At 57.7% G+C, this 20,624-nt stretch carries 29 protein-coding genes and 1 pseudogene; 5 read left to right on the forward strand and 25 right to left on the reverse strand.

Features of this window, described 5'->3' with window-relative positions; all coding sequences use genetic code 11:
* Nucleotides 1-140 precede the first annotated feature (140 nt).
* Nucleotides 141-377, forward strand: a complete 237-nt coding sequence (locus ACP7BN_RS01475; RefSeq protein ID WP_426201036.1) for a hypothetical protein — start codon at nt 141-143, stop codon at nt 375-377.
* 6 nt (nt 378-383) lie between these two features.
* Here the strand turns inward: ACP7BN_RS01475 and ACP7BN_RS01480 are convergent, their stop codons facing one another.
* The 12 genes from ACP7BN_RS01480 to ACP7BN_RS01535 all read right to left on the reverse strand — a co-directional run bounded on the left by ACP7BN_RS01480 (nt 384) and on the right by ACP7BN_RS01535 (nt 9,673).
* Nucleotides 384-800 carry a phage tail terminator-like protein gene (locus ACP7BN_RS01480; protein WP_426201037.1) on the reverse strand — a complete coding sequence of 139 codons (417 nt, stop codon included), beginning with the start codon at nt 798-800 and terminating at the stop codon, nt 384-386.
* Complete coding sequence (locus tag ACP7BN_RS01485; protein ID WP_426201038.1) at nt 797-1,453, reverse strand: hypothetical protein; 657 nt, start codon at nt 1,451-1,453, stop codon at nt 797-799. Before ACP7BN_RS01485 ends, ACP7BN_RS01480 begins: the two co-directional genes overlap by 4 nt.
* Complete coding sequence (locus ACP7BN_RS01490) at nt 1,450-1,818, reverse strand: hypothetical protein (RefSeq protein WP_221729488.1); 369 nt, start codon at nt 1,816-1,818, stop codon at nt 1,450-1,452. Before ACP7BN_RS01490 ends, ACP7BN_RS01485 begins: the two co-directional genes overlap by 4 nt.
* A 16-nt stretch (nt 1,819-1,834) precedes the next feature.
* Nucleotides 1,835-2,338: a DnaT-like ssDNA-binding protein gene (locus ACP7BN_RS01495; RefSeq protein WP_426201039.1), complete on the reverse strand. Its 504-nt coding sequence runs from the start codon at nt 2,336-2,338 to the stop codon at nt 1,835-1,837.
* A gap of 61 nt (nt 2,339-2,399) precedes the next feature.
* Nucleotides 2,400-3,005, reverse strand: coding sequence for a hypothetical protein (locus ACP7BN_RS01500; protein ID WP_426201040.1), 606 nt, complete (start codon nt 3,003-3,005; stop codon nt 2,400-2,402).
* A gap of 47 nt (nt 3,006-3,052) precedes the next feature.
* On the reverse strand, nt 3,053-4,015 hold the full coding sequence (locus tag ACP7BN_RS01505) for a major capsid protein (protein WP_426201041.1): 963 nt from the start codon (nt 4,013-4,015) through the stop codon (nt 3,053-3,055).
* A gap of 12 nt (nt 4,016-4,027) precedes the next feature.
* Nucleotides 4,028-4,756 carry a hypothetical protein gene (locus ACP7BN_RS01510; protein WP_426201042.1) on the reverse strand — a complete coding sequence of 243 codons (729 nt, stop codon included), beginning with the start codon at nt 4,754-4,756 and terminating at the stop codon, nt 4,028-4,030.
* A 90-nt stretch (nt 4,757-4,846) separates the two neighbouring features.
* On the reverse strand, nt 4,847-5,158 hold the full coding sequence (locus tag ACP7BN_RS01515) for a hypothetical protein (protein ID WP_426201043.1): 312 nt from the start codon (nt 5,156-5,158) through the stop codon (nt 4,847-4,849).
* 32 nt (nt 5,159-5,190) lie between these two features.
* On the reverse strand, nt 5,191-6,276 hold the full coding sequence (locus tag ACP7BN_RS01520; RefSeq protein ID WP_426201044.1) for a minor capsid protein: 1,086 nt from the start codon (nt 6,274-6,276) through the stop codon (nt 5,191-5,193).
* Nucleotides 6,251-7,666 (reverse strand): DUF4055 domain-containing protein, encoded by a 1,416-nt coding sequence (locus ACP7BN_RS01525; RefSeq protein ID WP_426201045.1) that lies wholly within the window; start codon nt 7,664-7,666, stop codon nt 6,251-6,253. The genes ACP7BN_RS01520 and ACP7BN_RS01525 overlap by 26 nt, the downstream gene beginning before the upstream one ends.
* Complete coding sequence (locus ACP7BN_RS01530) at nt 7,663-9,150, reverse strand: terminase (RefSeq protein WP_426201046.1); 1,488 nt, start codon at nt 9,148-9,150, stop codon at nt 7,663-7,665. The genes ACP7BN_RS01525 and ACP7BN_RS01530 overlap by 4 nt, the downstream gene beginning before the upstream one ends.
* A gap of 1 nt (nt 9,151) precedes the next feature.
* Nucleotides 9,152-9,673 (reverse strand): hypothetical protein, encoded by a 522-nt coding sequence (locus tag ACP7BN_RS01535; protein WP_426201047.1) that lies wholly within the window; start codon nt 9,671-9,673, stop codon nt 9,152-9,154.
* A 79-nt stretch (nt 9,674-9,752) separates the two neighbouring features.
* Here ACP7BN_RS01535 and ACP7BN_RS01540 point away from each other — a divergent pair, with 79 nt between their 5' ends.
* Entirely contained in the window at nt 9,753-10,154 is a 402-nt protein-coding gene (locus tag ACP7BN_RS01540) for a hypothetical protein (RefSeq protein ID WP_426201048.1), read from the forward strand.
* Nucleotides 10,155-10,227: 73 nt separating this feature from the next.
* Here the strand turns inward: ACP7BN_RS01540 and ACP7BN_RS01545 are convergent, their stop codons facing one another.
* Genes ACP7BN_RS01545 through ACP7BN_RS01555 form a run of 3 tightly spaced genes read right to left on the reverse strand, consistent with a single transcriptional unit; the run spans nt 10,228 to nt 11,425 of the window.
* Nucleotides 10,228-10,728 carry a DUF2514 family protein gene (locus tag ACP7BN_RS01545; protein ID WP_426201050.1) on the reverse strand — a complete coding sequence of 167 codons (501 nt, stop codon included), beginning with the start codon at nt 10,726-10,728 and terminating at the stop codon, nt 10,228-10,230.
* Nucleotides 10,725-11,090, reverse strand: coding sequence for a hypothetical protein (locus ACP7BN_RS01550; protein ID WP_426201051.1), 366 nt, complete (start codon nt 11,088-11,090; stop codon nt 10,725-10,727). Before ACP7BN_RS01550 ends, ACP7BN_RS01545 begins: the two co-directional genes overlap by 4 nt.
* Nucleotides 11,087-11,425, reverse strand: a complete 339-nt coding sequence (locus ACP7BN_RS01555; protein WP_426201052.1) for an MFS transporter — start codon at nt 11,423-11,425, stop codon at nt 11,087-11,089. Before ACP7BN_RS01555 ends, ACP7BN_RS01550 begins: the two co-directional genes overlap by 4 nt.
* Nucleotides 11,426-12,201: 776 nt before the next feature.
* Here ACP7BN_RS01555 and darA point away from each other — a divergent pair.
* The 3 genes and pseudogenes from darA to gmtX form a co-directional block, all read left to right on the forward strand.
* Nucleotides 12,202-13,143: a 2-hexyl, 5-propylresorcinol biosynthesis aromatase DarA gene (darA, locus tag ACP7BN_RS01560; protein ID WP_426201053.1), complete on the forward strand. Its 942-nt coding sequence runs from the start codon at nt 12,202-12,204 to the stop codon at nt 13,141-13,143.
* A gap of 7 nt (nt 13,144-13,150) precedes the next feature.
* A complete protein-coding gene (gene darB, locus ACP7BN_RS01565; RefSeq protein WP_426201054.1) occupies nt 13,151-14,302 on the forward strand; it encodes a beta-ketoacyl synthase DarB in 1,152 nt (383 codons plus the stop codon).
* Between the two features lie 162 nt (nt 14,303-14,464).
* Nucleotides 14,465-14,620 (forward strand): annotated as a pseudogene (gene gmtX, locus ACP7BN_RS01570) (gamma-mobile-trio protein GmtX); the annotation flags it as partial.
* A 218-nt stretch (nt 14,621-14,838) separates the two neighbouring features.
* Here gmtX and ACP7BN_RS01575 read toward each other — a convergent pair.
* The 10 genes from ACP7BN_RS01575 to ACP7BN_RS01620 form a co-directional block, all read right to left on the reverse strand.
* A complete protein-coding gene (locus ACP7BN_RS01575; protein ID WP_426201565.1) occupies nt 14,839-15,033 on the reverse strand; it encodes a hypothetical protein in 195 nt (64 codons plus the stop codon).
* A 230-nt stretch (nt 15,034-15,263) separates the two neighbouring features.
* Nucleotides 15,264-15,845, reverse strand: coding sequence for a hypothetical protein (locus ACP7BN_RS01580; RefSeq protein ID WP_426201056.1), 582 nt, complete (start codon nt 15,843-15,845; stop codon nt 15,264-15,266).
* Nucleotides 15,842-16,462 carry a recombination protein NinG gene (locus ACP7BN_RS01585; protein WP_426201057.1) on the reverse strand — a complete coding sequence of 207 codons (621 nt, stop codon included), beginning with the start codon at nt 16,460-16,462 and terminating at the stop codon, nt 15,842-15,844. The genes ACP7BN_RS01580 and ACP7BN_RS01585 overlap by 4 nt, the downstream gene beginning before the upstream one ends.
* Entirely contained in the window at nt 16,459-16,929 is a 471-nt protein-coding gene (locus ACP7BN_RS01590) for a hypothetical protein (protein ID WP_426201059.1), read from the reverse strand. The genes ACP7BN_RS01585 and ACP7BN_RS01590 overlap by 4 nt, the downstream gene beginning before the upstream one ends.
* Nucleotides 16,922-17,149 (reverse strand): hypothetical protein, encoded by a 228-nt coding sequence (locus ACP7BN_RS01595; RefSeq protein ID WP_426201060.1) that lies wholly within the window; start codon nt 17,147-17,149, stop codon nt 16,922-16,924. The genes ACP7BN_RS01590 and ACP7BN_RS01595 overlap by 8 nt, the downstream gene beginning before the upstream one ends.
* Nucleotides 17,146-17,943, reverse strand: a complete 798-nt coding sequence (locus ACP7BN_RS01600) for a hypothetical protein (RefSeq protein WP_426201062.1) — start codon at nt 17,941-17,943, stop codon at nt 17,146-17,148. Before ACP7BN_RS01600 ends, ACP7BN_RS01595 begins: the two co-directional genes overlap by 4 nt.
* The gene (locus ACP7BN_RS01605) at nt 17,930-18,901 is read right to left on the reverse strand and encodes a phage replication protein (RefSeq protein ID WP_426201064.1); all 972 of its coding nucleotides are present in this window, start codon (nt 18,899-18,901) and stop codon (nt 17,930-17,932) included. The genes ACP7BN_RS01600 and ACP7BN_RS01605 overlap by 14 nt, the downstream gene beginning before the upstream one ends.
* Before the next feature lies 1 nt (nt 18,902).
* Entirely contained in the window at nt 18,903-19,631 is a 729-nt protein-coding gene (locus ACP7BN_RS01610; RefSeq protein ID WP_426201567.1) for a Rha family transcriptional regulator, read from the reverse strand.
* Between the two features lie 145 nt (nt 19,632-19,776).
* Entirely contained in the window at nt 19,777-20,247 is a 471-nt protein-coding gene (locus tag ACP7BN_RS01615; RefSeq protein WP_426201065.1) for a YmfL family putative regulatory protein, read from the reverse strand.
* Nucleotides 20,248-20,315: 68 nt separating this feature from the next.
* Nucleotides 20,316-20,516: a Cro/CI family transcriptional regulator gene (locus ACP7BN_RS01620; protein WP_032877429.1), complete on the reverse strand. Its 201-nt coding sequence runs from the start codon at nt 20,514-20,516 to the stop codon at nt 20,316-20,318.
* Nucleotides 20,517-20,624: the final 108 nt, after the last annotated feature.

A 20,624-nucleotide genomic window follows, 5' to 3' on the forward strand; every position in this document is an offset into this window, starting at 1 on the left:
GTTCGTGGGGGTGCCCTATGGGCTGTCTTGGCAACGCGGAACAGTTCAACAACTGTCACGCCTGCAAGTGCATGGATCTTGACATGGCTACTTGATAGCATCGCAGGCCTTGTTCAAGTCCAGAAAGGGATTCGGTAAAAATGAAAAGGGAACTGGCTCGCGAAGCCATGAATCTAGTGATAGTTACATCGATGGTTTCACTTATTTCGGCATACGGCCAAATGGGCGCGAATGGCACACAGGGGTGGCTATTCAAGTCCAAGCTTTTGGGATCGCTCTGGATTGATTCATTGCCAGGAGCAGCGGGCCTGGTGCTGATGCTGATGATTCCTTTGTATGCAGTAAGGTTTCTCCTGAATCGGCGCGCCAAGGCGTAGGAATCTTCAGTTGGTATCGGCTCGGTACATGAACGAAACAGGCACGGTGAAGGTGGTGTCGTCCGGGATACCGGGACCTGGGTCGACCGGGCTCATGGTCACCACCGTCAGCGCACCTAGGGTGTTGCGCTCATACAGCGGGAACAGCGCGGCGATCTGATCGGCCAGCGCGCCGGCTGCGCCGCGGTACTTACCCGACGGCGTGACGATGCTGACCTGAAACACGCCGGTGTAGAGCCGGTGATCGCCGCTGAGCGTATTGCTCGCGGTGTCGGCCGGCAGCGTGAAGGCACGCAGGTAGGTTTCACCGTCGACGGGGTTGTAGGCTTCGTTCTCGACGACCACCTTCAGCGGTACCGGCAAGGCTTTGGCCCAGTTAATCAGCTTGGCCTCGTAGATCGAGGCAATGAGGTGATGACTCATACCTGGTTGTTCCTGATGGCGTCGCTAACGGTCTGCTGGAAGCGAGCGAGTGTCGTGCGAACCATCCCGCCGGGCGGCACCTGCTTGCTGTGGCCATATTCCAACGGGATGCTGTAAGGCAGGTTGTTCACGATGTACGCGGTCTGGCCAATGGTCAGCGCGGACACCTGTGCTCTCAGCGCCGCCAGCGTGGCGTTGCCGGACGGGTCGATCTGATCGAGCACACCCTCAGCCGGGGAATCGATGGAGAACTGCCAGTTGCCGCGAAAGCGCCCGCCTACGTAACCCTTGCCGGCCACCAGCCCATTCACATTGAAGTTCTGGTTCCGCTCGGTTTTGGTCAGTGGCTTGGCGTACTTCACGCCGCGCTTGAGCCTGCCTGACTTGGTGAAGTTGCTGTCGGTCAGGTTGATGGCTGTGTTGCGCACGGCCACCTTGAAGTCGTAGTCGTCGGCCGCGCGGGTGTTGGCCGCTCGGTGCGCGACGTTGGCCGCCCAGATCTCGGGCTTGCCCACCGGCGACATGCGGATCACGCTATTACCAAGCTCGATCACGATCTCGCGGAAAGTGGCGTCGAGCGCCGTTTGGGCCTGCTCGGCAAACTGGCGGATGTTCTCGGCGAAGCTGCCGTTCAAGCCCGAGTACTTGCTCATGAGCGCACCTGCAGCTCATAGAGGATCGGCGTGCCGGCCGGGTTGATCTCTTTCAGCGGCGGGACGATTGACCAGGTGCGCCCCTGAACAATGACCTTGTTCAGCAACTCAGGCACCCACTCCAGCCCCTGTGCAGCGATCTTCAGCTTCTTATCGCCCTGCTTGATGAGGCTATTGTTCTGGAATTCTTGACCGGTGAAGTCGAGCAGGATGCCTTGGGCGGTTTGCTCTTTCGTAGTGTCAGGCGGCGCGGTACCGGCGTCCGGATCGTACTCGCCTACAGTAGTCGCCCGGATGATCACGGGCTGGCCGAACTCTGTGATCATCTCCAGAGCCATCACGGCCATTTCGTCGTAGAAGGCCATGTTGGCTCCGTTTCAGCTATGCGCGCACTGCGAACAGACCGCGCTTTTGCAGATAGTCGGCGAACTGAGTTGCGCTCGGCCGGTCCGGCGCCGCTGGCAACAGTCGGCCGCTGGTGTTCGGGATCGTCGCGTATTCGCGCGTTACCGCTCCTTCGACACGCTCCAGCGTCACAGCGCCTTTGCGTTTCTCCACCGGATCGATATCGTCCTGATGGATCTCGGCCGCCAGAGCCATCTGTCCGTACTGGATGCGCGCCGGCAGATAGTTGTCGGGCTTGATCTCGTAATCCAGCTCGACACCCCGGCGCGGCCAAGACAATGCCTGCTCGCTGCTGGACTTGCGCCCCTTCCAAGTCTTGCCATCCATTGCCAGAGCGGCTCGACGAAGCAGTGCCTCTTGCGCTGGCTCGTCCGCAGGAATGGCCACGCCGAACTTGCCGGCGTACATGACCAAATCCGCAGCGCTCGCGTAGCTTTCGGCATCGGGCTTGCTGGTGCCGTCCTCAATGATGAGTGTCATGAAGCAACTCGCTGGATTGAGTTTTGAATGATTGACTGCCGTCTACCGGCAGCCAGCAGTATCACGCCTTGGGTAGATCAGACACGAGCTTTTCCAAGGATTCTTTCGAGGCGTTTGCCCTGTACGGCACGCTGGCAGTGTCGAGCTTAGCCTTCAGCTCGGCGATTTCCTTCGCCTCCTTGGCGTCGCCTGTTTCCAGTCGAGCCTGAGCAGCCTGAGCCAAGAGGTCGTCCACCTTCTTTTGCAGATTTCTGGCGCGATCAGCTTCAGCATCACGCTGATCGACCAGCTCAGCCATCTTGAGGCTGAGTCCGTCCAGCGACTGAAACAACCGGATCGCGAGCTCACCAGCTTCCGGCTTTTCAATCTCGCCGGCGTCGAGTCCATCGATGACCGCGCGCACCATGTCGCTTTCGATACGCAGCTTGCCGATCACCTCTTCCAGTTTGGCCGTGCCGTCAGCAACTGGGACCAGAACCTGGCGCGGCTCAGCCTCGACCGCAGTCACGTCGACGCCGACACTCGCGTAGGCAGCAACCACTTTCGGCCAATCACCGATCACGACTGCATGGGTCACCCCTGCCTCCGGCCGGTCAAAATGCGAAGGATTGCGGTAGCGCTTTTCCGGATCGAAGTCCGAATTCTGAGTTGAGTAAACCAGTTCCATAAAAATCTCCGTAGCGGCCATCGCTGGCCGCTTTCAGGGGGGCAGCATCAGCCGCCGGCTGGTGGCGTGGTGGTCAGAGAAATCAGCACGCCAGCAGTTACCTTGTTGCTATTGGAATGCTTGACCCAATTCGCGGCCGAGCCCACAGCAGCAAGCGTAGGATTCGCGCCGCCAGCGGTTTCCTTCCAGCTGTAGCCAAGAACGTCGATGTTGACAGTGCCTTCAGCGCGATAGCCGATGCCCAAGTTCTCTTCATCGTTCACCGCGTACGAGCGGAAGCCCGGCGCCTGCGATTCGGTGATCACCACAGCATTTGGCAGCAAGCCGAAGATCACATCAGCGGGCGCGGTGTCGGTGACCAGCACCGGCTTACCAAGGGTGCCTGGCAGACCGCCGTAGATGACGACACCAGCCTCTTCGTAGACCTTGTTCGCGATCGCCTCGTCGACAATGTCGAAGTAAGCACTGGAGTGCATGACCCACAGCGCGATGCGGCCGAATTTGTCGCCGAACTTACGCATGCCACGGGTCAGGGTCTTCTTGCCGTCGGTCTCGATGTTGGCCGAAACCACCATGTCAGCGTTGGAGCTGATCGAGGCACGCAGTGCGGCAGTGGCGTACTGAATGAATCCTTCCAGTGTCGCGTCAGCAACGTCGGCGCCGATAATTTGGGAGAACTCTTCGACTGGGCGACCGCGACGTTTGAACGCTTCTTCGGTGGTCTGATAAGGGCCGTATTTCCACGGAGCCTTGACACCAATGGCCTCGCCAGCGCCGATCTTTTTCGCGGTCACCTTGTCGGTGGAATTGACGTCGCGATGTTCGAGCGAGCCGCCGATCTTGTAGAACGCGCGCTTGCGGAAGTCGCCTTCGATCAACTCGTTGTCGAGCACGATCGCGCCATTGGACGATTCGTTGAAGATATCGAGGTTGTCCTGGACGCGCTCCAGATATGCGGTTTGCGCCTCATCGTTGTAGATGATCAGGTCGCTGTTAACAGTCGTTGCCATGGGTGGTTCCCCTTACTTGGGCAATTGCAGATATGCGGTTTGGCCGTGCTTGCGCTGGTAATCGCGCTTTTGCTCGGAGGTCATTTCGGAGCGCTTGAATGCAGCCTGGCCGCCACCCCCGCCCGGGGCTTGTGTCCCTGAAGCCCTTGGCCACAGGTGAGGCGCGCTTTCGCGCAGTGACTCCGCCCATTCGAGCGGGGTCAGAGGGGTCTTGCCATCTTTGCCGAGGATGGTCTGGCCAGACTCATCGACAGCGACCGCTTCGCCCTCTTCGTTCAGTGAAAACACGCCTTTGGCGCGCAGGATGATGTCGTCGGTTGCTTCAGGTAGCGCGCCGGCTTTCAGCGCTGCGCCGCGCACCGAGTCGCCCAGGACCTTGCCCTGGAACTTGGCAGCAAACGCCTCAGCCTTCTCGGCACGCGTAGTGATTGCCTTCAATTGCTTGTCGGTATCTGCGCGCAGGCGTTCGGTTCGGCGATTGAAGACTTCGTCCACCTTGCCCTCTGTCAGCAGCTTGGTTTCTTCGTCTTGGCCTGCGCGACTGAGCAGACCTTTGACGGCGTCGATATCGATGCCTTCAAACTGGGTTTCGAACTGGCTCAGCTTCGTGGTCGCGTCTTTCAGCTTGCCGTGCAGTTCGGAGTTCTTGCCCTTTAACCCAGCGACGGAGGCGTCAACGGCAGTCGCGATAGCGGCCTTGATTGCCGGGTTTTCCAGGTCGATTTCGTTTTCTTCTGCCACGTTGATGCACCCCTTGGGTTTGTTTGCCCGCTTTACAGGCATAAAAAAACCCGCCGAAGCGGGTTTCTAAAAATAATGTGTAAGGTATTACTAGAGCCCGAGGTCATCCTCCAGCTGCCAAATCTTCACTTCGTCCGGGCCAAACGGATAACGCGGCTCAGCTACTTCTATGCTTTTCAGCTCCTTGCCTTTGCTAAACATCCAGGTGTTGTGAATGAACGCCGTCAACATCGCGTTGTATATGTTCTTTTCAAGCCGACCTTCGCGTACTGCCCTATCGGTCAAAACCTTAAGCTCTTCGTGTTTAGCCTTGCATAGAGCTGCATCATCCGGATTGGCCATGACGCACCTAAAGATCGCAGCCAATTCTGCTCTTTCGAAAATATTCAGATTTTCAACCATGTTAGACGCTCCGGACTGATGAGCCGGGCAATCTACAGCTTGGCTTTTTCAAACGCCAGCGGCTCAAGCGCTCGCATTTGTGCGAGGGTCAGAGGTGAAAAATTGCGATCAAGTTGCAACTCGGAGAATCGCTCGATGCTCAGCCCGCCCTCCCGGAATAGCTTGGCCCGGACCGAACCGATAGCCACATCCTGGAACGAAGCAGGCTGCTGCTGAAGCCAGTGGTAATAATCGAGGCTCGCACTGACCTGCCCCGCTCCACTAGCTCCTACGGAAGCTCGGGTAGCGTCCTTGGCGAACATCTCGCTGAGCTTGGTTAGTAGGACGAACGTCGTGCGGCAATTTGGGTGAAACGGTGGTCGCGGCCCGGAGTCGACCGGAAACCGTCGCTTATCCATCGACCGACATTGCTGGCTGGTCTTGCTGTCCAGCGTAGCGACCATCTCGACTTCAGACACGATGTCGGTGTTGCCCTTGGCCACTTCCATGCGCGCCTGAGACGACACATGCTGAATCGCGGTGTGTACGACTGTGCTGGCATTGCGGTTGGTGGTGGCGAGAATACCGTCCTTGTAGCCGGCAGACTTTGTACCTCGGATGTTGCGAATGATCTGGAAGTTCGTCTGCCCCTCAAAGAAGCCCTGTCGGATCGTGCCGGTGACGCGCTCGCGCTCTGCACTGGTCCAACCCTTGATGAACGACTTCAGCAGCTTGCCGCCACCGGTGCCGCGCACACTAAGGGGATTGGTCAGCACCGCAGTGCGAATAGCCGCTGCCGTTGGCGCGACCACATCCAACGAGACGCCAACTGGTGCAGACCGGGCCAGGCTCGACGCCTCAAATTCAGCCTCGTAGTTGGCGATGTCGATCAGGTCGAGATTCAACTGCGCGCTGTAGCGGTCGAAGATGCCCAGCAGCAGGCTATCGACCTCCTTCAGCAGCGCCTCCAGACGCTTGACGTTGTACTCGGTCAGATCCGACTGTGTAAGCCGCTCGCGGATCGAGCGGTCAATCTCTTTGAGGAAAGGCGCGAACTTGCCGACCTCTCCTGCCTTCAGCTTTTCGAGAAAAACCGCATGCCGAATCGTGGCGTCAAGGATTGCTTGATTTGCCGCCATCTAATTTATCCTCGTCGTCCAGGCCCAGACCAACGCCCTGCTCCTCCAGCTCGCCGTCAATCTGCTTGTCGGTTCGCTCCGGCGCGATCAGGCCCAGTTTGCGCAGGTAGGCACGCAGGTCTGCTTTAGCGAAGCCGCCGTTCTGCCACAAGCCAACCAAGGCTGTGATCATCTGCGGATCGGCGGTCAGCTCAACGAACTCTTGATTGATCTGATAAGCGACCTTGTCGGAGATTCCCATGTACTGACCGCACCACATGATCGCTCGGGTGTACGCCTCACTGACGTTGGCCACGCAGCCGGCGAGCACCGATGTCGATGCTGACTGATCGCCGCGCGACTCGGTCGCGGTCTTGGTGGCCAGCGAAGCCACCACCATGCGAGCGCCCAGTTCGATCATCATCTGGTTCTTGTCGGCCATGGCCTCTTTGACCAACGTGTTCGGGAGCGGCTGCGCATAGCCAAAAGCGCCACCGACAGGAAGCAGCATTGGCGCCCGGGAGCCGACGTACACGCCCTTTTCTTCCAGCAACTTCACCCACTGCTCGGTCAGCCCGGAAATCCAAGGCTGAGCCTGGCCACACCAGAAGACACTGTCTTCGTAGTCAGCACTGTTCCGGTAATGGCCTAGATTGATCATGGCAATGTCGTATAGCGGCGACTCGTCGATAGTCGGATCGTTGTTCTGCGCACCGACGAAGGTGAACGGAATCTCTTTCAGCCGTCCGGTAACGCCCTCCGGAGTGAATGTGTCCGTGACCTCCAGTGGCCCACCACCCCGTGGGCCAGAGCGGCGCCAGACACGGCATACAAATCCTTCAGGCTCAAGCGCAAGCTCTCGGAACTGCTCGACAACCTTGAAGCCGAACCCGTCCTCAACCTCTGGCATCTCTCGTAGCACGACCAAGGTCAGCACGTTGTGGCCGTTCACCATGCCGGTGCGCCAATTGATGATGTCCTCAGCGCAGTACGAGAGGATAACTGAGTGCCCGCCGGCGCCTTCATCTTGGTGGTAGTCGACGTATAGGCCGTGGCGACCAGCCTCAAGAACCTTTTCCAGTGTTCCTTGGGAGTGCTGGTAAATGCTCACTCCCGATCCATTGGCGTTGTCCTGCAAGTACTCCAGTTTCTTCGGCGTTGTCAGCGTCGGGTCTTTGTGAAACGCGAGGCCGAGCAAGCCATTGCGTGTATGCCCGGTCGCATTCTTGAACACGGCTCGCTCGCGGTAGGCCTTGTTGCGGTCGGTGTTTTCCGGCGACTTGTCGTGGGCATTGATGTACGGCAGTCGGTCGACCACGCGGTGCTGGCCGGCGCAGACATCGCGCACGGTCGCCCAGCGATCCAGCACTTCGATGTAGTCCGCCCGCTTGAAGGAAACGTCGTTGCTCATCGGGCGTATCCCATTTTGATAAAGGTGGCCGGCTTCCGCGCGCTCTTGGCGACAGCGAAGTACCGAAAGGCGTCGGAGCCGTGAGAGGTCCAGTCATGGAGCGGGTTGTTCTTCCAACAGCCGCGCTTGTCGTCCCACTCCTTTCGGTAGTTTTCGAGACAGCTGATGCCCTCTTCGCACTTGGCCTCATCGAAGGCGCAACTGGCGAGGATCTCGCGAGCCTGTTCAATGCCGTCGTTGATGCCAATTTTGGGGACGACCTGGAACGTCATACTGTATTTCTCGCCGTCGATTTCGTAACCCTCGCGGGCGATCTCGCGACGAGTCTTGGCATCGCTACCGAACTCACGGTTGTCGATGTCATGCGGCCCCCAGTGCTCGGAGTAGGTGTAGCCCTTGTCCTTGAGCACCTTCATGTAATGCCGCAGGCCTTCGCCGGAATTCTCGTAGTAATCGATGATGTGGTACTGCTCGCCGACCTGACGCACGAACCAGATGGCCGTGGAGTCGCTGACGCCGATGTCCCAGATGGTCATCACCGGCAGGTGGTCGTTGTTCGGTAGCAAGCCGATGCGCTGACTGGCGTACAACTTATTGAACTGCTGGGCGTAATACGCGCCCTCGATCGACTGCTGGAAAGCCTCGGCAGGCAGAGACGGGTATTCCCGCTTCATGTCGTCGCCGAGGGTCTTCTCCTTGGCGGCGTACCAGGCGCGCTGGCCGGGGTTGGTGTCGATGCCGTGCTTGGCGAACAACTCGTTGAAGTAGTCGGTCAGGCGCTGCGGGATCACCGCGTCGGTCGGGTCGAGCCAGTAGGCCTTGTTCTTCCACCAACTGAAGAAGAAGAACTTCCAATCCAGCTTGCCCAGCGGCGTGCCAGACAGCAGTTGTTTCTCGGCGGTCTGCGAATAATCAAAGAAGTAGCCGGCCCGGCCTTCCGCCGTTGATTCGATGGTGACGAAACAGTCAGTGGCCACAGCCTCAAAGGCACCGGTGACGATCTCGCGCGCCTTGTGCGGAAACTTGGCGCAGATCTTCCCGAACTCGGAGACGTGCAGATAACGCAGCGTGCCGCCCCGGAACGAGGTGCTGACGTAGAGCGAGCCGCCTTTGCTGAATACCAGCTCACCGGCGGCGTCGTTGCTCGCCGGGTTTGCAGCGCGGATCTCCTTCGGCAGGTTGTCGTAGGCGTACTTCACCTTCTCCCGGAACAGGCGCTTGGCGTCGTTCAGGGTGTGGGCGATCAGCGCGCACTTGGCCGACTCGAACAGTGCGGCGTCGAGCTGGATGATGCAGCACTCAGTGGTGAAGCCGAGCTGCCGAGCCTTAAGGATGATGTTGCGGGTGTGCATCCCATCGAAGTACTCAATCTGCTCGTCCGTCATCCGGAAGCGGGTCTTCTTCCCCTGCTTGTCGGTGATGAAGTAGAGATTGTTCAACCGCCATCGCTTGTCCCGGAGCAGCTTCATGTACTCGGGCTTCATGTCAGGCGTCCTTCGATAGTTCGTCCATCATCGCGGCCAGGGTGTCGACTGTTTTATCGCCCTCTTCCGTGTCGAGGTTGAATGCTTGGCGCTCGCCCTTGATGACCTTGAGCTGAGCGTCGACGCCGGCGTTGAGTGAGCGAGCGAAGTCGCCGTGGTTATCATCCGTGACCGTTACGCTGGAGAGAAACGTGCTGAGCTTGCTCGCAATGCCTCGCCATTGGGCCAAGCCGGATCGGTGGGCAAGCACCACAGCCGCGGCTTGATCTGATGCCTCCTCAATGATCTCCGCATCAGTGACCAGCTTCTCGTGGTCACCATCCGTGGTCACCGCTCTGGTCACCTTGTCCTTTACAGCGCTTCTAACCTTATTGGTCAGGTCACGCTGCCAGCCTTCCTTCTCGGCGCGCTTCATGATCGTGTTGTGCGCCACCCCGTGTTCAGCGGCGATGGCGCGCAGGGAAAGCAGACCGGCCCGGTAGGCTCGTTCGATCGCCTCCCAGTCGGGTTGCTTGGTCGTCATAGGATTCTCTGATGCTTGAAATAGCAATTTTTTGCCGGTATTAAGTCCGCACAAATGGCGCTACAGAAAAAGGTGGAAAATGGAAAACCTTACAAAATTGCGCATCGCGCTGACAATCGGAGCGCTTGTCGGGCTTTTGCCAATTACCCTCCTCTTCGCAGCTGGCATCGTGGGTTTGTTCATTCCGCTCTTTTTTGTCGACCAAGATCCCCCTCTAGTCGTGCTGGGAGGTATAGCCGCCTTCATCATTTCGTTGCTTGCAATATGGTCAGCATGGAAAATATATGCTCTCGCGATGGCAGCCTCACCAAACGTGCGCAACCCTCGATCGCTCGCATTGGGTGCTGTGGCTGCCATGATCTGGGGCATATTTCTCGCTTACTATATGCGCGACCTTCCCGCACTCACGTACATCTTTATATTGCCTGGAATAGTGTCGACAGCCATGCTCGCCGTTACGCTGAAAAGGCAAAGAGCCTGACGTAAGCGGCAAACCGGCTAACGTCTTTCATTTGACGCGACACAATTTGCTGATTCGCGAAACGTGTCGCGACCTACCTGTTCTTTTGCGCGGCCGCGTATGCAGCCTCACACGCAAACCCAGCTATTCGGCTTCGGTCAAGCGCTTCTGCCAGTCTTCCCGCTGTTTCGTCAGCGCTTCGACGCAAGTCGGCGAGCAGAACGGTAAGGTCGGCTCTTGCCTTGCTTCCGCTGGCAACCTCGGCAGTACAAGACTGTCGCTTGGCAATGAGGTCGGTGATTTGCTGCTGCAGGCTGCGAGCGCGGCCGTCAGCAAGAGCAACGGCAGCCGTAACGTGTTCAGACTTGGCTTTCGCATCGTCGGAGACTCGATTGATGTCGTCGGTGATTTCGCGCTGAAGGCGCAGCGTGTTTGTAATCGAGGTCACTCGCGCATTGGCAATGTCGCGCTCTGTCGTGATGGCTGCTCGATCCGCCTTCACGCTGTCCAGCCGAATCGCTAGGTAACCGATAGATCCGAGAGCAGCCAAAACCACCCACATCCAGACCGGGATCAACCGGATAAGGCCGCTCACGGGAGTTTCCTCGCCGGAGCCTCTCCAGGCTTGTCCGGTCCCGTCTGGCGATCGCAGCTCAAGCAGTGCTCGCAGTTCATCGTGCGACAGAGCCAGGCTTTCACCCGCTGCCACCAGATAACCATGAAGATGTGGCGCAGGCCTGCGAGCGCGAGCGATACGTGCAACGTAATCCCGGCGGTGGTCGGCCCCATCATGAAGATGTTCTGGTTACGACTCATCACGACAAAACCACCAATGGCGATCGCCGAATAGATCAGCTTGCCGAGGATACCGTCGCGCACTCGCCCGCTCAGAACGCACCAGGTCGCCCACAACGCAATCAAGCCGCAGGCGATGGAGTTGATCAGTTCAAAATTCATGGTGGATTGCCTCCCCCGAACCGCTGGCGGATAAGCGCCCAGAGGTCAGCGGCTTTGATGGCGCGGTTGATGGCCGCCAGCAGCGAGCCACCGAAGGTGCCGAGCAGGAAGCCGATACCGATGACGATGTTTGGCTCAGTCACGCCGAGGTATGCGGTCACCATCCCAGTGAGGTACATGGCGCACGCCAACCCGGTGGTCAGAAAAAACAGCCAAGCGCGCCAGTCGGTTAGGTCGTCTTTGTGCCACCAACTTGCGACGACAGCGCCGATCAGTCCTGCGATCAGCAATTCCAGCCTGTCGATCTTGTCGAGCAGGCGCTGCAATAACTCCATGCGCTCGACTCCGTGGGTGCATGATTGAATAAATCGGCGTCCGCTGCACTCCCAGCTCGGAGCAATGGGTGGCGGAGCCAAAAACGAAAAGACCTCCATCAATGTCGAGGCCATGAATAGGTGCGCAATCGCAGCGCGCGAGGTTTAACCACTGCGAATTTTTAGCGTTCTATGGACAGATAAATGAAGAAATCGAAATCTTCGCCTTACTGCTCTCGGCCTTCTCCCTTCCTTTGAATGCGAGCGAAGTTGAACAGAAATTACGGTTACACAATCCGGGACACCTGCAGAACATGGGAGTTACACCACGTCCTGGCCCAACAGCGCCATCGTGTATTCGCGCCACTGAATCGAGGGCACGCGATAAAATTCGCCGCAGTTATTTGACAGGCCACAATAAGTATCTAGAGTTCGTCTGTGAAGAACTGGAAGGAATCCAGTCTGCCCGAGCTAGAACCAGGAGTTGCATGATGTACAAGATCACGGATGAGCCGCAGTTGAACCGCGCAAAAGCCTACCAGAACAATCCCGCCCACTCGTATATCGACTTTCGCCAGACAGCCTCCGCGGCTATCTGCAAGTTGACGCCCCTCTCCTATTGCGTACGCCACTAGTGACGTACTGCATTCGCTCGTCCCGAATAAAAATCAGACGTTAAAAACTTGGTGTGCCATTACCCCAACAAGCTATCCGGGGTGGTGCATCTCGCTCTACAGAACTGCCACTCGAATCTCTGGCGTGTTTGTGTAGTTGAAAAGCAAAAGGTCCCTGCACTTATGAAACATGTTCTTGTGATTCGTTATTCGCAAAGCGGTCAGTTGAGCGAAGTGGTCGAAAGTCTAATCTCGCCTCTACGTTCGACACAGGAGGTTAAGGTACATGAAGTGGTGCTCAAGCCCCGGGTCGCCTATCCATTTCCTTGGCCGGTGGGCAAATTTTTCGACGTGTTTCCCGAGACCGTGCAGCTCAGCCCGCCGGCCATCGAACCGGTGTATACGAATCACACTCAGCCCTTCGACTTGGTGATCCTAGCGTATCAGGTCTGGTATCTGTCGCCATCACCGCTGATCACCGCATTTCTCAAGAGCGCGGAAGGCAAGCGTCTGCTGGCCGGGCGCCCGGTGGTCACGGTGATCGCCTGCCGCAACATGTGGCTGATGGCCCAGGAGGCGGTCAAGCGTCTACTGGATGAGGCCGGCGCGCAGTTGCGCGACAACGTGGTGCTAACCGACCGGGCCAATACCTTCGCCACACTGATTACCACACCGCGCTGGATGTTCACCGGCAACCGCGAGTCATTCCTCGGCCTGCCCAAGGCCGGGATTAGCGCCCAGGATGTCCAAGGCACTGCACGTTTCGGGCGGGCATTGAATGCCGCCCTGTATGCCAATAAAGAGAAAGCCGAAGGGCCGATGCTGGCTGGACTGGGGGCGGCGACCGTCAATCCTGGGCTGATACTCAGCGAGCGAGCGGCTTATAGAGGCTTCAAGTTCTGGTCGGGAATAATTTGCCGTTTTGGCAAGTATGGACAATGGCTACGGCGACTCTTGCTGTGCTTATTCATCGTCTATCTATTGTTGGTCATCATGACCGTCCTGCCTATTTCACTTGTGTTACGCCGCTTGCTTCATCCATTTATCCGGACGCGCCTCAATGAGTTGCAGCGTTATTACGAACAGCCGTCCGGTTCGCAACTAAATTTTGAATCTAAAGAGTGAAATAATCATGAGTAAATCGTTTGTCTATATTACGAAAACATCCACTTATATGCCGGGAGAGGCGGTCGATAACGATACGATGGAGAACATTCTCGGGTATGTGGGCGGGCGACCTTCACGGTCTCGGCAGGTGGTGTTACGTAATAACGGAATCAAGCAACGCTATTATGTGCTGGACCCGGAGACTGGTGTTCCCCGTTTCACTAACGCGCAAATAACCGCCGAGGCGATCAAGGGCCTGGTGGGCGACGATTTTACCCTGGACTCCATGGAATGCCTGTCCACCGGCACCACCTTGCCGGACCAACTGATGCCCAACCATGGCGTGATGGTGCATGGCGAATTGGGCAACAAACCTTGTGAGGTGGTGTCCACCGCCGGCATCTGCCTGGCTGGCCTCACCGCGCTGAAATATGCCTACCTGTCGGTGCTTGCGGGAGCCAGCCGCAATGCAGTGGCCACAGCTTCGGAGGTGGTTTCGCCGGTGCTGCATGCGCGCAATTTCGATGCGGAAAACGAAGCGCTGGTGGCGCAGATGGCGGCCCGCCCAGAAATCGCCTTCGATAAAGACTTCCTGCGCTGGATGCTATCCGACGGGGCCGGGGCCTTCCTGCTGGAGAACCAACCACGGGCCGGCAGCCTGTCGTTACGTATCGACTGGATAGACATCTTTTCCTACGCTAACGAATTGCCGACCTGCATGTACGCGGGCGCGGAAAAGGCCGAGGACGACAGCTTGACCGGCTGGATGCGGTTGCCCTCTGAGCAATGGGCGTCGCGCTCGATTTTCGCAATCAAGCAAGATGTGCGGCTGCTGAACGAGAACGTGGTGAAGTACACCCTCGGCAAGCCGCTCAAGGAGGTGATGATCAAGTACAACCTGTCGCCCGAGGCCATCGACTGGTTCCTGCCGCACATGTCATCGGAATACTTCCGCAAACCGATTGTCGAGTGCCTGGAAAACACCGAATTGGCGATTCCCCAGGAGCGCTGGTTCACCAACCTGTCCCAGCGTGGCAACACTGGCTCGGCGTCGATCTACATCATGATCCACGAGCTGCTTGAGTCCGGACGCCTGGACAAAGGGCAGCGCGTGCTGTGTTTCGTCCCGGAAAGCGGGCGCTTCTCCGGTGGTTTCATGCATCTGACGGCGGTCTGATACGCATCGCCATGTCTCAAGAGCCCAGTGGTCGGCACGGGCCGGCCACTGTTTCGTGGTACGCATCTAACCGCAAGGGAATGAACATGGAAACGTTCGAACAACATGTGGAAAAAGTGGTGGCGCCCGAACTGGGCGTCAACCAAGCAGACTTCACAAATTATGCCCACGCCTCACAATGCCCAGTCCGCCGAATACCGAGTGCTCATCGAAGCCTGGGCGGCCTACGCCGGGCCGCCGACGCCCAAACGGCGAAAGACGTTGGCAAGTCACGAGTACCTGATGCGCATTGAGGACCCGGCCATCCGATCCATCATGCAGGCTGTCATCACCGAGCGTGACAAGTTCAAGGCGCAGCTCAATTCTGAAGGCCAACACGCAGGTGACCGTAGACCGGCGCCCACAGGGCGCAATCATTGCGGTCGCCCTCTCTTTTTCTCCGTGCATAAAAAAGCCCAGAACTTGTCGGGGCTTTTTGCATTCCGGCGGACAAAAAAAAACCGGCTCGGTGGCCGGGTTCTGGCAAAGGTCGAACGCTACGGCGCGGGGTGCTCGCCCGCTACCGAATCGGCAGCATCCAGATCCGTCATATCTTCCTCAAGCGGCGCTTCATCGTCCGCCGGCAGCGGAACCTGATCATCACGCTTTGGGTCGTGACCGGCTTCGTCGTCGGTCGTGCGCGTCACGTCCTGCTGCGAAATATTGCCTGGGGCGTTCTCGTCGATGTCCATTGTGGCTCTCCACTGGCGCGCAGGATGTCCACGCTTGAAGGTGAGAGAACACAACATGGCGCGAGTGCCGAACATTGGACGAACGGTGGGCAATAAAAAACCCGGCGCGACGGCCGGGTTATTTAAATTTTCAGCGTTAGTTGCCGTAGGCAAAATGCTAACTATGGCAAAATGATGCCTTCAGCCGTGCGGGAAGTCAATTAAATGTTTTTTGACCTTATCTGATCTGATTAAGCGGCCTCTTTAATCTTGTAGATCACTCCACCAATCGGACTCAATGCTCGGGCATCGATGTCGTAGCAGGCGTCGAAGCAGAGCTGCACGAACGGCTCCCAATCTCGCCCCCACGCCGCCGACGGAAGCTCAATGTCGTACTCCCCTTTCACCCAGGCTCGAAAAAATTCCGGCTTAATCAGCGGATCAGCATTGGCAGATTGTCCACCCTGATGCATGTAGCGGTAGCGTCGAAACACGCCCTTGGCAACGTACTCGGCCCGCTCCCGCTTGCTGGCGGTCATGCGTATTGCTCGCGAACATGCAAGATTGAAAACCGCAGCTTCGGCCTCCTCCCGATCATCATCTGTCGGCTCAGCCGCATACATGGCATTGCCGAAGGCTCGAAGCTGGAAGTGGAGTCGCGCAATCGCTGACTGGATGTGGCCAGCCAACGCACCGTGTATTGCGGAGTTGGCCGTAGGGCCGCGTTCAGTGCTTTGCACAACTACGCCCAGCTCGGCGGCGTCCGAAGTCTGACCCGGGGCCGGGTTATAATTACAATCGTGCCAAGCCTGACGCGTGGAATGAATTTTCATGCTGCCGCCCTCTTCAATTCTCTTGTCTTTGCCCGGTATTCGGCTTTGATGGTTTTGATTTCTTCAACGGTGTACTTGCGGGCCGGATGAGGCCCTTCGAGCCATGCGACTGTTTCGGCGCCGATGATCTGCTCGAGCGCGATCCGGTAATTAACCAAATTGCCGGACAGGTGCGTGTTGCATGGGGCGCATTGTTTCCAGACATTCAGCGGTTCGAAGCGCAACTCTGGGTTCGCTCCCACAGAGCGGTAATGACCAGCGTGGTATTGGCCTTCATGGTGGCGACCACAGCTCACGCATGGGCGATCGCCATCACGGAGGCGAATCCACTCGTTGAATGCCGTCTGAGCTTCGCGCAGATGCTCGGCGCGGCTCTTCAGCTTCTCCTTGCGGACTTTGATTTCGCTGCGCTCGAGGTCGGCCAGCGCCTTACGCGCCCTCACTTGATTGGCTGGAGCGTGGGCTATGGCGCAAGCGATCTCCCCGCACACTGTCTGGAAGTTGCGGACAGGCGTGAACATGACTTCGCATACTTTGCAGCGCTTCTTGCGCCTCTCCCGCGATTGGATACCGCCAGAGCTAAGCGGCGTTGTGCGCCTCAGTTCAGTGCGCTTCATGCGGCCTCCTTGCTCAGCAGGTCAGTGAATACCACGCCATGACAAGTGAAGTAGGTGGCGATGCGGTCGGTGTACTGGATGCCCTGGGCGCGGTTGAACAGGCTGGTCACTGGGAATCCGTCGGGACCGAACAGCTTGCAGCCGCCCATCATGGTCAGCTTCATTTCGTACGGCAGGTGCCGCATAACCCGATACCACTCCGTCTGAAACCCTGCATCCTCGTTCAGCAGGATCTGAACACCGAAGTGCAGCTTGCAGTACCGGCGGGCATCGGCTTCATCGCCAATCTGAGTCATCTCGGAAATGCGTTTGTACATTCCGAACCACAAGGCGTTCTGGTCGAGCGTGCGATCCTTCCCCGGGCGTAGCGACACCACCACGAACTTCTTGTCACGGTACATTGCACTCAGCTTGGTAATGGCTTCGGAAAGCTTGGCCTGACAATTGACGCTGATTTTGTCAGCCATGGCTTGCCACCTTGCTAGCCAATCCGCCGATCAACTCCTCAAGTTGCTTTGTCAGTCGTTCGTTCTCAGCCAGCAGCTCCAGCGCCACTTCCTCGACGGTCTTCTCCCCTAGGAAATCTTGCAGCGCCTCGGTGTTGCGCTTCCAATCACCGCAATCAGAACTCCAAGAGGCGGCTTCGGCCCAGAGCAGTGCTTGGAGTTTTTGTTTGTTGATGGTCATTGAGCCGCCCTCCTGGCTTCCAATTGATTGGCCTGCTGGATCAGCAGCGCCCGGCGATCAGCCAGTTCGTTGGCCGCTTGAATTCGCAGTTCTTTTTTTTCCTCTGCCGACGCTCTGCGCATGGCGAGCATCGAAACTTTCACTGCTTCGAGCTTTGCCCGAAGCTTCGGCGATGGACGCGCGACTTCGCCGGTGAGCAACGCCACGACCGCCCTGCCATCCTCAGTGACCGGCGAAACACTCAAGTCGGCCAAGTACTGCTGAGCGCTTTCCTGTGGGATTCTCTGCATCTGCACAGCCTTGGTGATCGCCTGAGTACGACGGTTCGCGTCGAACCCCACCGAGACGTGCCAGTTCACCTGCTTGGTGTCCTCGCGCGCTTGGCCGACCAGTCGCTCGTAGGCGCTGATGAACGCCATGCGCGCGCCCACCTTGTCGCCGGCGTCGAGAATCGGTTTTGCGGCAGCAAGCGCGAGTTGGATCTCGTTGGTCAGCACCACGGTTTCGAATTCGTCGTTCGCGGTCATGGCGATCGCCCAGGCTTCGTCTTTTCCCGGTCGGCCATCGGAGGCCTGTACTCGCTGAAGGATGTCCGCCATCGCCAGCTTGCCCTTCACCTCGAAGCGGCAGGCCTTCAGCGCGGACTTCACTGCGGGGACCGAGTAGCAGCAAAGGTCTTCAGCCATCATCGCCGCAGTGCCTGGATTCATTTCCTGACCCATGGCCTCGCCAGTGGCGCAGATCGCGGCAGCCAACCCAGCGACCTGCGCATCGTTCATTTCAGAGGTATTCATTCCGCTCTCCCGCTTGGCGCTTGGCCAAGACCATTTGCGCAGCCTGTTCGGCGGCGGAGACGTTCGCTTCAGTGCGTTCCATCTGGCGGGCAGTCGTGCCGTTGATGCGCTGACCAGTCACCCACTGGGTGTGGTAGCTCTCGGCATTGGCCAGTAGTTCGTTGAGGCTGTGGCACTTCCGCAGCACGGCGGCATCAGCGGTTTTCAGGAAGTGGGCAGCGACGTGGTGAGCGACATCGGCGCCAAGGCGGTCGACGAGTTGACCAAGCTGTCCACCGACCTTGGCGTTCCACACCGGCCAGGTGTTGTAACGCTTGCGGTAGGCCATGGCGTAGTTCGCCCAGACTTTGAAGGTTTTGCAGGACTGGTCTTTCGGGCCTGGCATGTCGGCAGGGATTTCAACCCGTGGCGCATCGGTTCGATCAACCACCAGCACCAGATTGCGGGCCGGCTTGTCCGGGCGACCCTGCAAGTCCTGACTGGTATCCTGATTAGTACCCTGATGATTGGTATCCTGATTTGTCGGAGATTTTTCCGACCCTTCCTCGGATTTTTTTCCGACCTTGATCGGATTTTTGTCCGAGGTAGATCGGATTTTTTTCCGACCTTCGTTCTTTGGTGGGGTCGGATATTTTTCCGACCCGTCCAGCTTCTGGTTCCACTCGATCGCCTTCTCGGTCAGACGGAAAAGAGTGATGTTCGATGTACTGGAAAGCTCAATCAAACCGGCTTCTTCCAGAGCCTTCAGCATGCGGTAAGCAGTGTCTGGCTTATCCGTGAGCAGCGGCAGCTCCTCAGTAATTTTGGCCTTGCTCAGAGCGAAGAAGATCCCGTCGTCAGTCTTGATTGGCTTGGTCCAGCTCGGGCAGCCGTAGACAAAGGCGAACAGCAGGGCCTGCTGAGAATTCAGCCCCCACTCCAGCGCCTTCACCTGATTGATCGTGACGGTGAATTGCATGTCAGGCCTTCCCTGCCAATACCAGCGTGGCCAGTTCGACGAAACGATCGACATACCAGTGCGGCTGCGTCTCACGGGGCGATTGTGGGCTGGTCAGGTTCTTGCCAAAGGCCATTCCTTTTTCGGTAACCGACCAGAAGTCCACGGTTTCCTGCTTGGAGTTTTTGCGCTGAAGCTGCTTCAGAAACCCCTTCGCCGCCAAGGCGCGGTTGAATGCAGCCGGCGCATAACGGATTGCGGTGTCCTTCAGTAAGGCCGTGGCCGACTTGGTAGGCATGGAGAAACCACCAGCAGCATCTGGTGCGGCATCGATGGCGTAGCCTGGGAGAAACTTCGGGTCTAGGCCGTTGTTCTGGGCGATTTTCGTGAGCATGGCCATCTGGCAGGATGGTGCAGGCTTCAGCAGGCGCGTGAAGCACTCCATGATCGCGATCTCGCCGACGACCTTTGTGCCGTTCAGCAGAACCTGTTCGCGGGCGCCCTGCTGCTGCTCCAGCTCTCGCCAGCGGCGAATAACCTTCATGCGCATCGGCGCGCTGTAGCCGGTTAGTAGGCAGTCCGTGTGCTCGCGATCGAGCATGTACTCAACCTGCTCGCGGTTTTGGCCGTCCAGATAGATGTGCTCAAAACTGAGCACATCTAATTTAAGTTCTTTCAGCATTGCCGCAATGTCCCGCTTTACGTTGTTGTGACGTTTGCCGGTGACGTTGGCGATCTCGCGAGAGGACATAACGGTGCGCGACACGTTTTCAGAATTCGAAAAACGTGTCGCGACATTGTTGGGGGTATTGACGTAAGCATTCTGTGTATTCATTATTGCCTCGCAGATGTAGCAATGAGCCGGGCCGTGAACCCGGCTTTTTTGTGCTCGCGATTCAGCCGCGAACCTTGTGCAACTCGATTACTGCGCCGACAGCCTCAAGGCTCGCCGACATGTATTTGGCGTGTAGGGCGCGAATCTTCTTGGCTTCGTCCGAATTGATCTCACCGTCTTCCAAGGCGGAAGCCACCATCTGATCAAGAGCGCCGCGCTGTGCGGATGCAGCCAGCGAGCGCTGATACAGATCAACGTTGTCCAGCTCCCCCGCTTCCGGGATCTTCACGAACACACCGCCATACATTCCGCAGATGTAATCGGGCAGAAAGGTGGTTTTTGCTTGGGTTTCGAGAACGCAGACTTCGTCATCAGTCAACCGCTTAACCCCCGCAGACTCATAAATCCGGTTCTTGAAACGCTTGAAGTCTTCCTCGCCAAGAAAGGCAGCGGCGCAAGGAAGGCCGCCCGAGATGGCGTTGGCGGCAGCAATCACTGCGGCTCTGCGGGTTTCTAGCACTGACGGCTTCATCGTCTAGTTTTTCCTTGGGTCGGTTGCGGTCAAGATGGCTTCAATGGATCGGCGGACAGGGATGTCGCCTAGCTGGCGAGGCGCTGATTCTGAGAAGGAAAAGCCCTCACCTCTTCTGCTGTACAAATCCCATTCGGGTGAGGGGTGACGTAGATGTCACGACCAATACGAATGGCTTTACTGATGGCGCCCTGCGTCATCCCCAGTAGAGCGGCTGCCTCGCTCTGCCCAAGCCAGCGGGCAAAATCAGTGATGTGAATTCGATTCATAGGAGTGATCTCCGTGGTTCTTCATGCGGAGATATTACCTATGGCATTTTTAAAAGTAAATGCCATTGGCATTTGTAGCTATATTACCGATGGGAATACGATTCAGGG

Origin of the sequence: Pseudomonas sp. TWP3-1, assembly GCF_049896625.1 — a bacterium.
GTDB lineage: Bacteria > Pseudomonadota > Gammaproteobacteria > Pseudomonadales > Pseudomonadaceae > Aquipseudomonas.

Coding starts and splice junctions, on each gene's coding strand:
- ACP7BN_RS01605 (WP_426201064.1), bottom strand. CDS start 18,901: ATGCAATTCACCGTCACGATCAATCAGGTGAAGGCGCTGGAGTGGGGG.
- ACP7BN_RS01530 (WP_426201046.1), bottom strand. CDS start 9,150: ATGAAGCCCGAGTACATGAAGCTGCTCCGGGACAAGCGATGGCGGTTG.
- ACP7BN_RS01505 (WP_426201041.1), bottom strand. CDS start 4,015: ATGGCAACGACTGTTAACAGCGACCTGATCATCTACAACGATGAGGCG.
- ACP7BN_RS01580 (WP_426201056.1), bottom strand. CDS start 15,845: ATGAAAATTCATTCCACGCGTCAGGCTTGGCACGATTGTAATTATAAC.
- ACP7BN_RS01585 (WP_426201057.1), bottom strand. CDS start 16,462: ATGAAGCGCACTGAACTGAGGCGCACAACGCCGCTTAGCTCTGGCGGT.
- ACP7BN_RS01610 (WP_426201567.1), bottom strand. CDS start 19,631: ATGTCCTCTCGCGAGATCGCCAACGTCACCGGCAAACGTCACAACAAC.
- ACP7BN_RS01540 (WP_426201048.1), top strand. CDS start 9,753: ATGGAAAACCTTACAAAATTGCGCATCGCGCTGACAATCGGAGCGCTT.
- ACP7BN_RS01475 (WP_426201036.1), top strand. CDS start 141: ATGAAAAGGGAACTGGCTCGCGAAGCCATGAATCTAGTGATAGTTACA.
- ACP7BN_RS01590 (WP_426201059.1), bottom strand. CDS start 16,929: ATGGCTGACAAAATCAGCGTCAATTGTCAGGCCAAGCTTTCCGAAGCC.
- ACP7BN_RS01595 (WP_426201060.1), bottom strand. CDS start 17,149: ATGACCATCAACAAACAAAAACTCCAAGCACTGCTCTGGGCCGAAGCC.
- darA (WP_426201053.1), top strand. CDS start 12,202: ATGAAACATGTTCTTGTGATTCGTTATTCGCAAAGCGGTCAGTTGAGC.
- ACP7BN_RS01525 (WP_426201045.1), bottom strand. CDS start 7,666: ATGAGCAACGACGTTTCCTTCAAGCGGGCGGACTACATCGAAGTGCTG.
- ACP7BN_RS01485 (WP_426201038.1), bottom strand. CDS start 1,453: ATGAGCAAGTACTCGGGCTTGAACGGCAGCTTCGCCGAGAACATCCGC.
- ACP7BN_RS01575 (WP_426201565.1), bottom strand. CDS start 15,033: ATGGACATCGACGAGAACGCCCCAGGCAATATTTCGCAGCAGGACGTG.
- ACP7BN_RS01600 (WP_426201062.1), bottom strand. CDS start 17,943: ATGAATACCTCTGAAATGAACGATGCGCAGGTCGCTGGGTTGGCTGCC.
- ACP7BN_RS01620 (WP_032877429.1), bottom strand. CDS start 20,516: ATGAATCGAATTCACATCACTGATTTTGCCCGCTGGCTTGGGCAGAGC.
- ACP7BN_RS01515 (WP_426201043.1), bottom strand. CDS start 5,158: ATGGTTGAAAATCTGAATATTTTCGAAAGAGCAGAATTGGCTGCGATC.
- ACP7BN_RS01615 (WP_426201065.1), bottom strand. CDS start 20,247: ATGAAGCCGTCAGTGCTAGAAACCCGCAGAGCCGCAGTGATTGCTGCC.
- ACP7BN_RS01500 (WP_426201040.1), bottom strand. CDS start 3,005: ATGGAACTGGTTTACTCAACTCAGAATTCGGACTTCGATCCGGAAAAG.
- ACP7BN_RS01490 (WP_221729488.1), bottom strand. CDS start 1,818: ATGGCCTTCTACGACGAAATGGCCGTGATGGCTCTGGAGATGATCACA.
- ACP7BN_RS01550 (WP_426201051.1), bottom strand. CDS start 11,090: ATGAATTTTGAACTGATCAACTCCATCGCCTGCGGCTTGATTGCGTTG.
- ACP7BN_RS01495 (WP_426201039.1), bottom strand. CDS start 2,338: ATGACACTCATCATTGAGGACGGCACCAGCAAGCCCGATGCCGAAAGC.
- ACP7BN_RS01555 (WP_426201052.1), bottom strand. CDS start 11,425: ATGGAGTTATTGCAGCGCCTGCTCGACAAGATCGACAGGCTGGAATTG.
- ACP7BN_RS01480 (WP_426201037.1), bottom strand. CDS start 800: ATGAGTCATCACCTCATTGCCTCGATCTACGAGGCCAAGCTGATTAAC.
- ACP7BN_RS01520 (WP_426201044.1), bottom strand. CDS start 6,276: ATGGCGGCAAATCAAGCAATCCTTGACGCCACGATTCGGCATGCGGTT.
- darB (WP_426201054.1), top strand. CDS start 13,151: ATGAGTAAATCGTTTGTCTATATTACGAAAACATCCACTTATATGCCG.
- ACP7BN_RS01535 (WP_426201047.1), bottom strand. CDS start 9,673: ATGACGACCAAGCAACCCGACTGGGAGGCGATCGAACGAGCCTACCGG.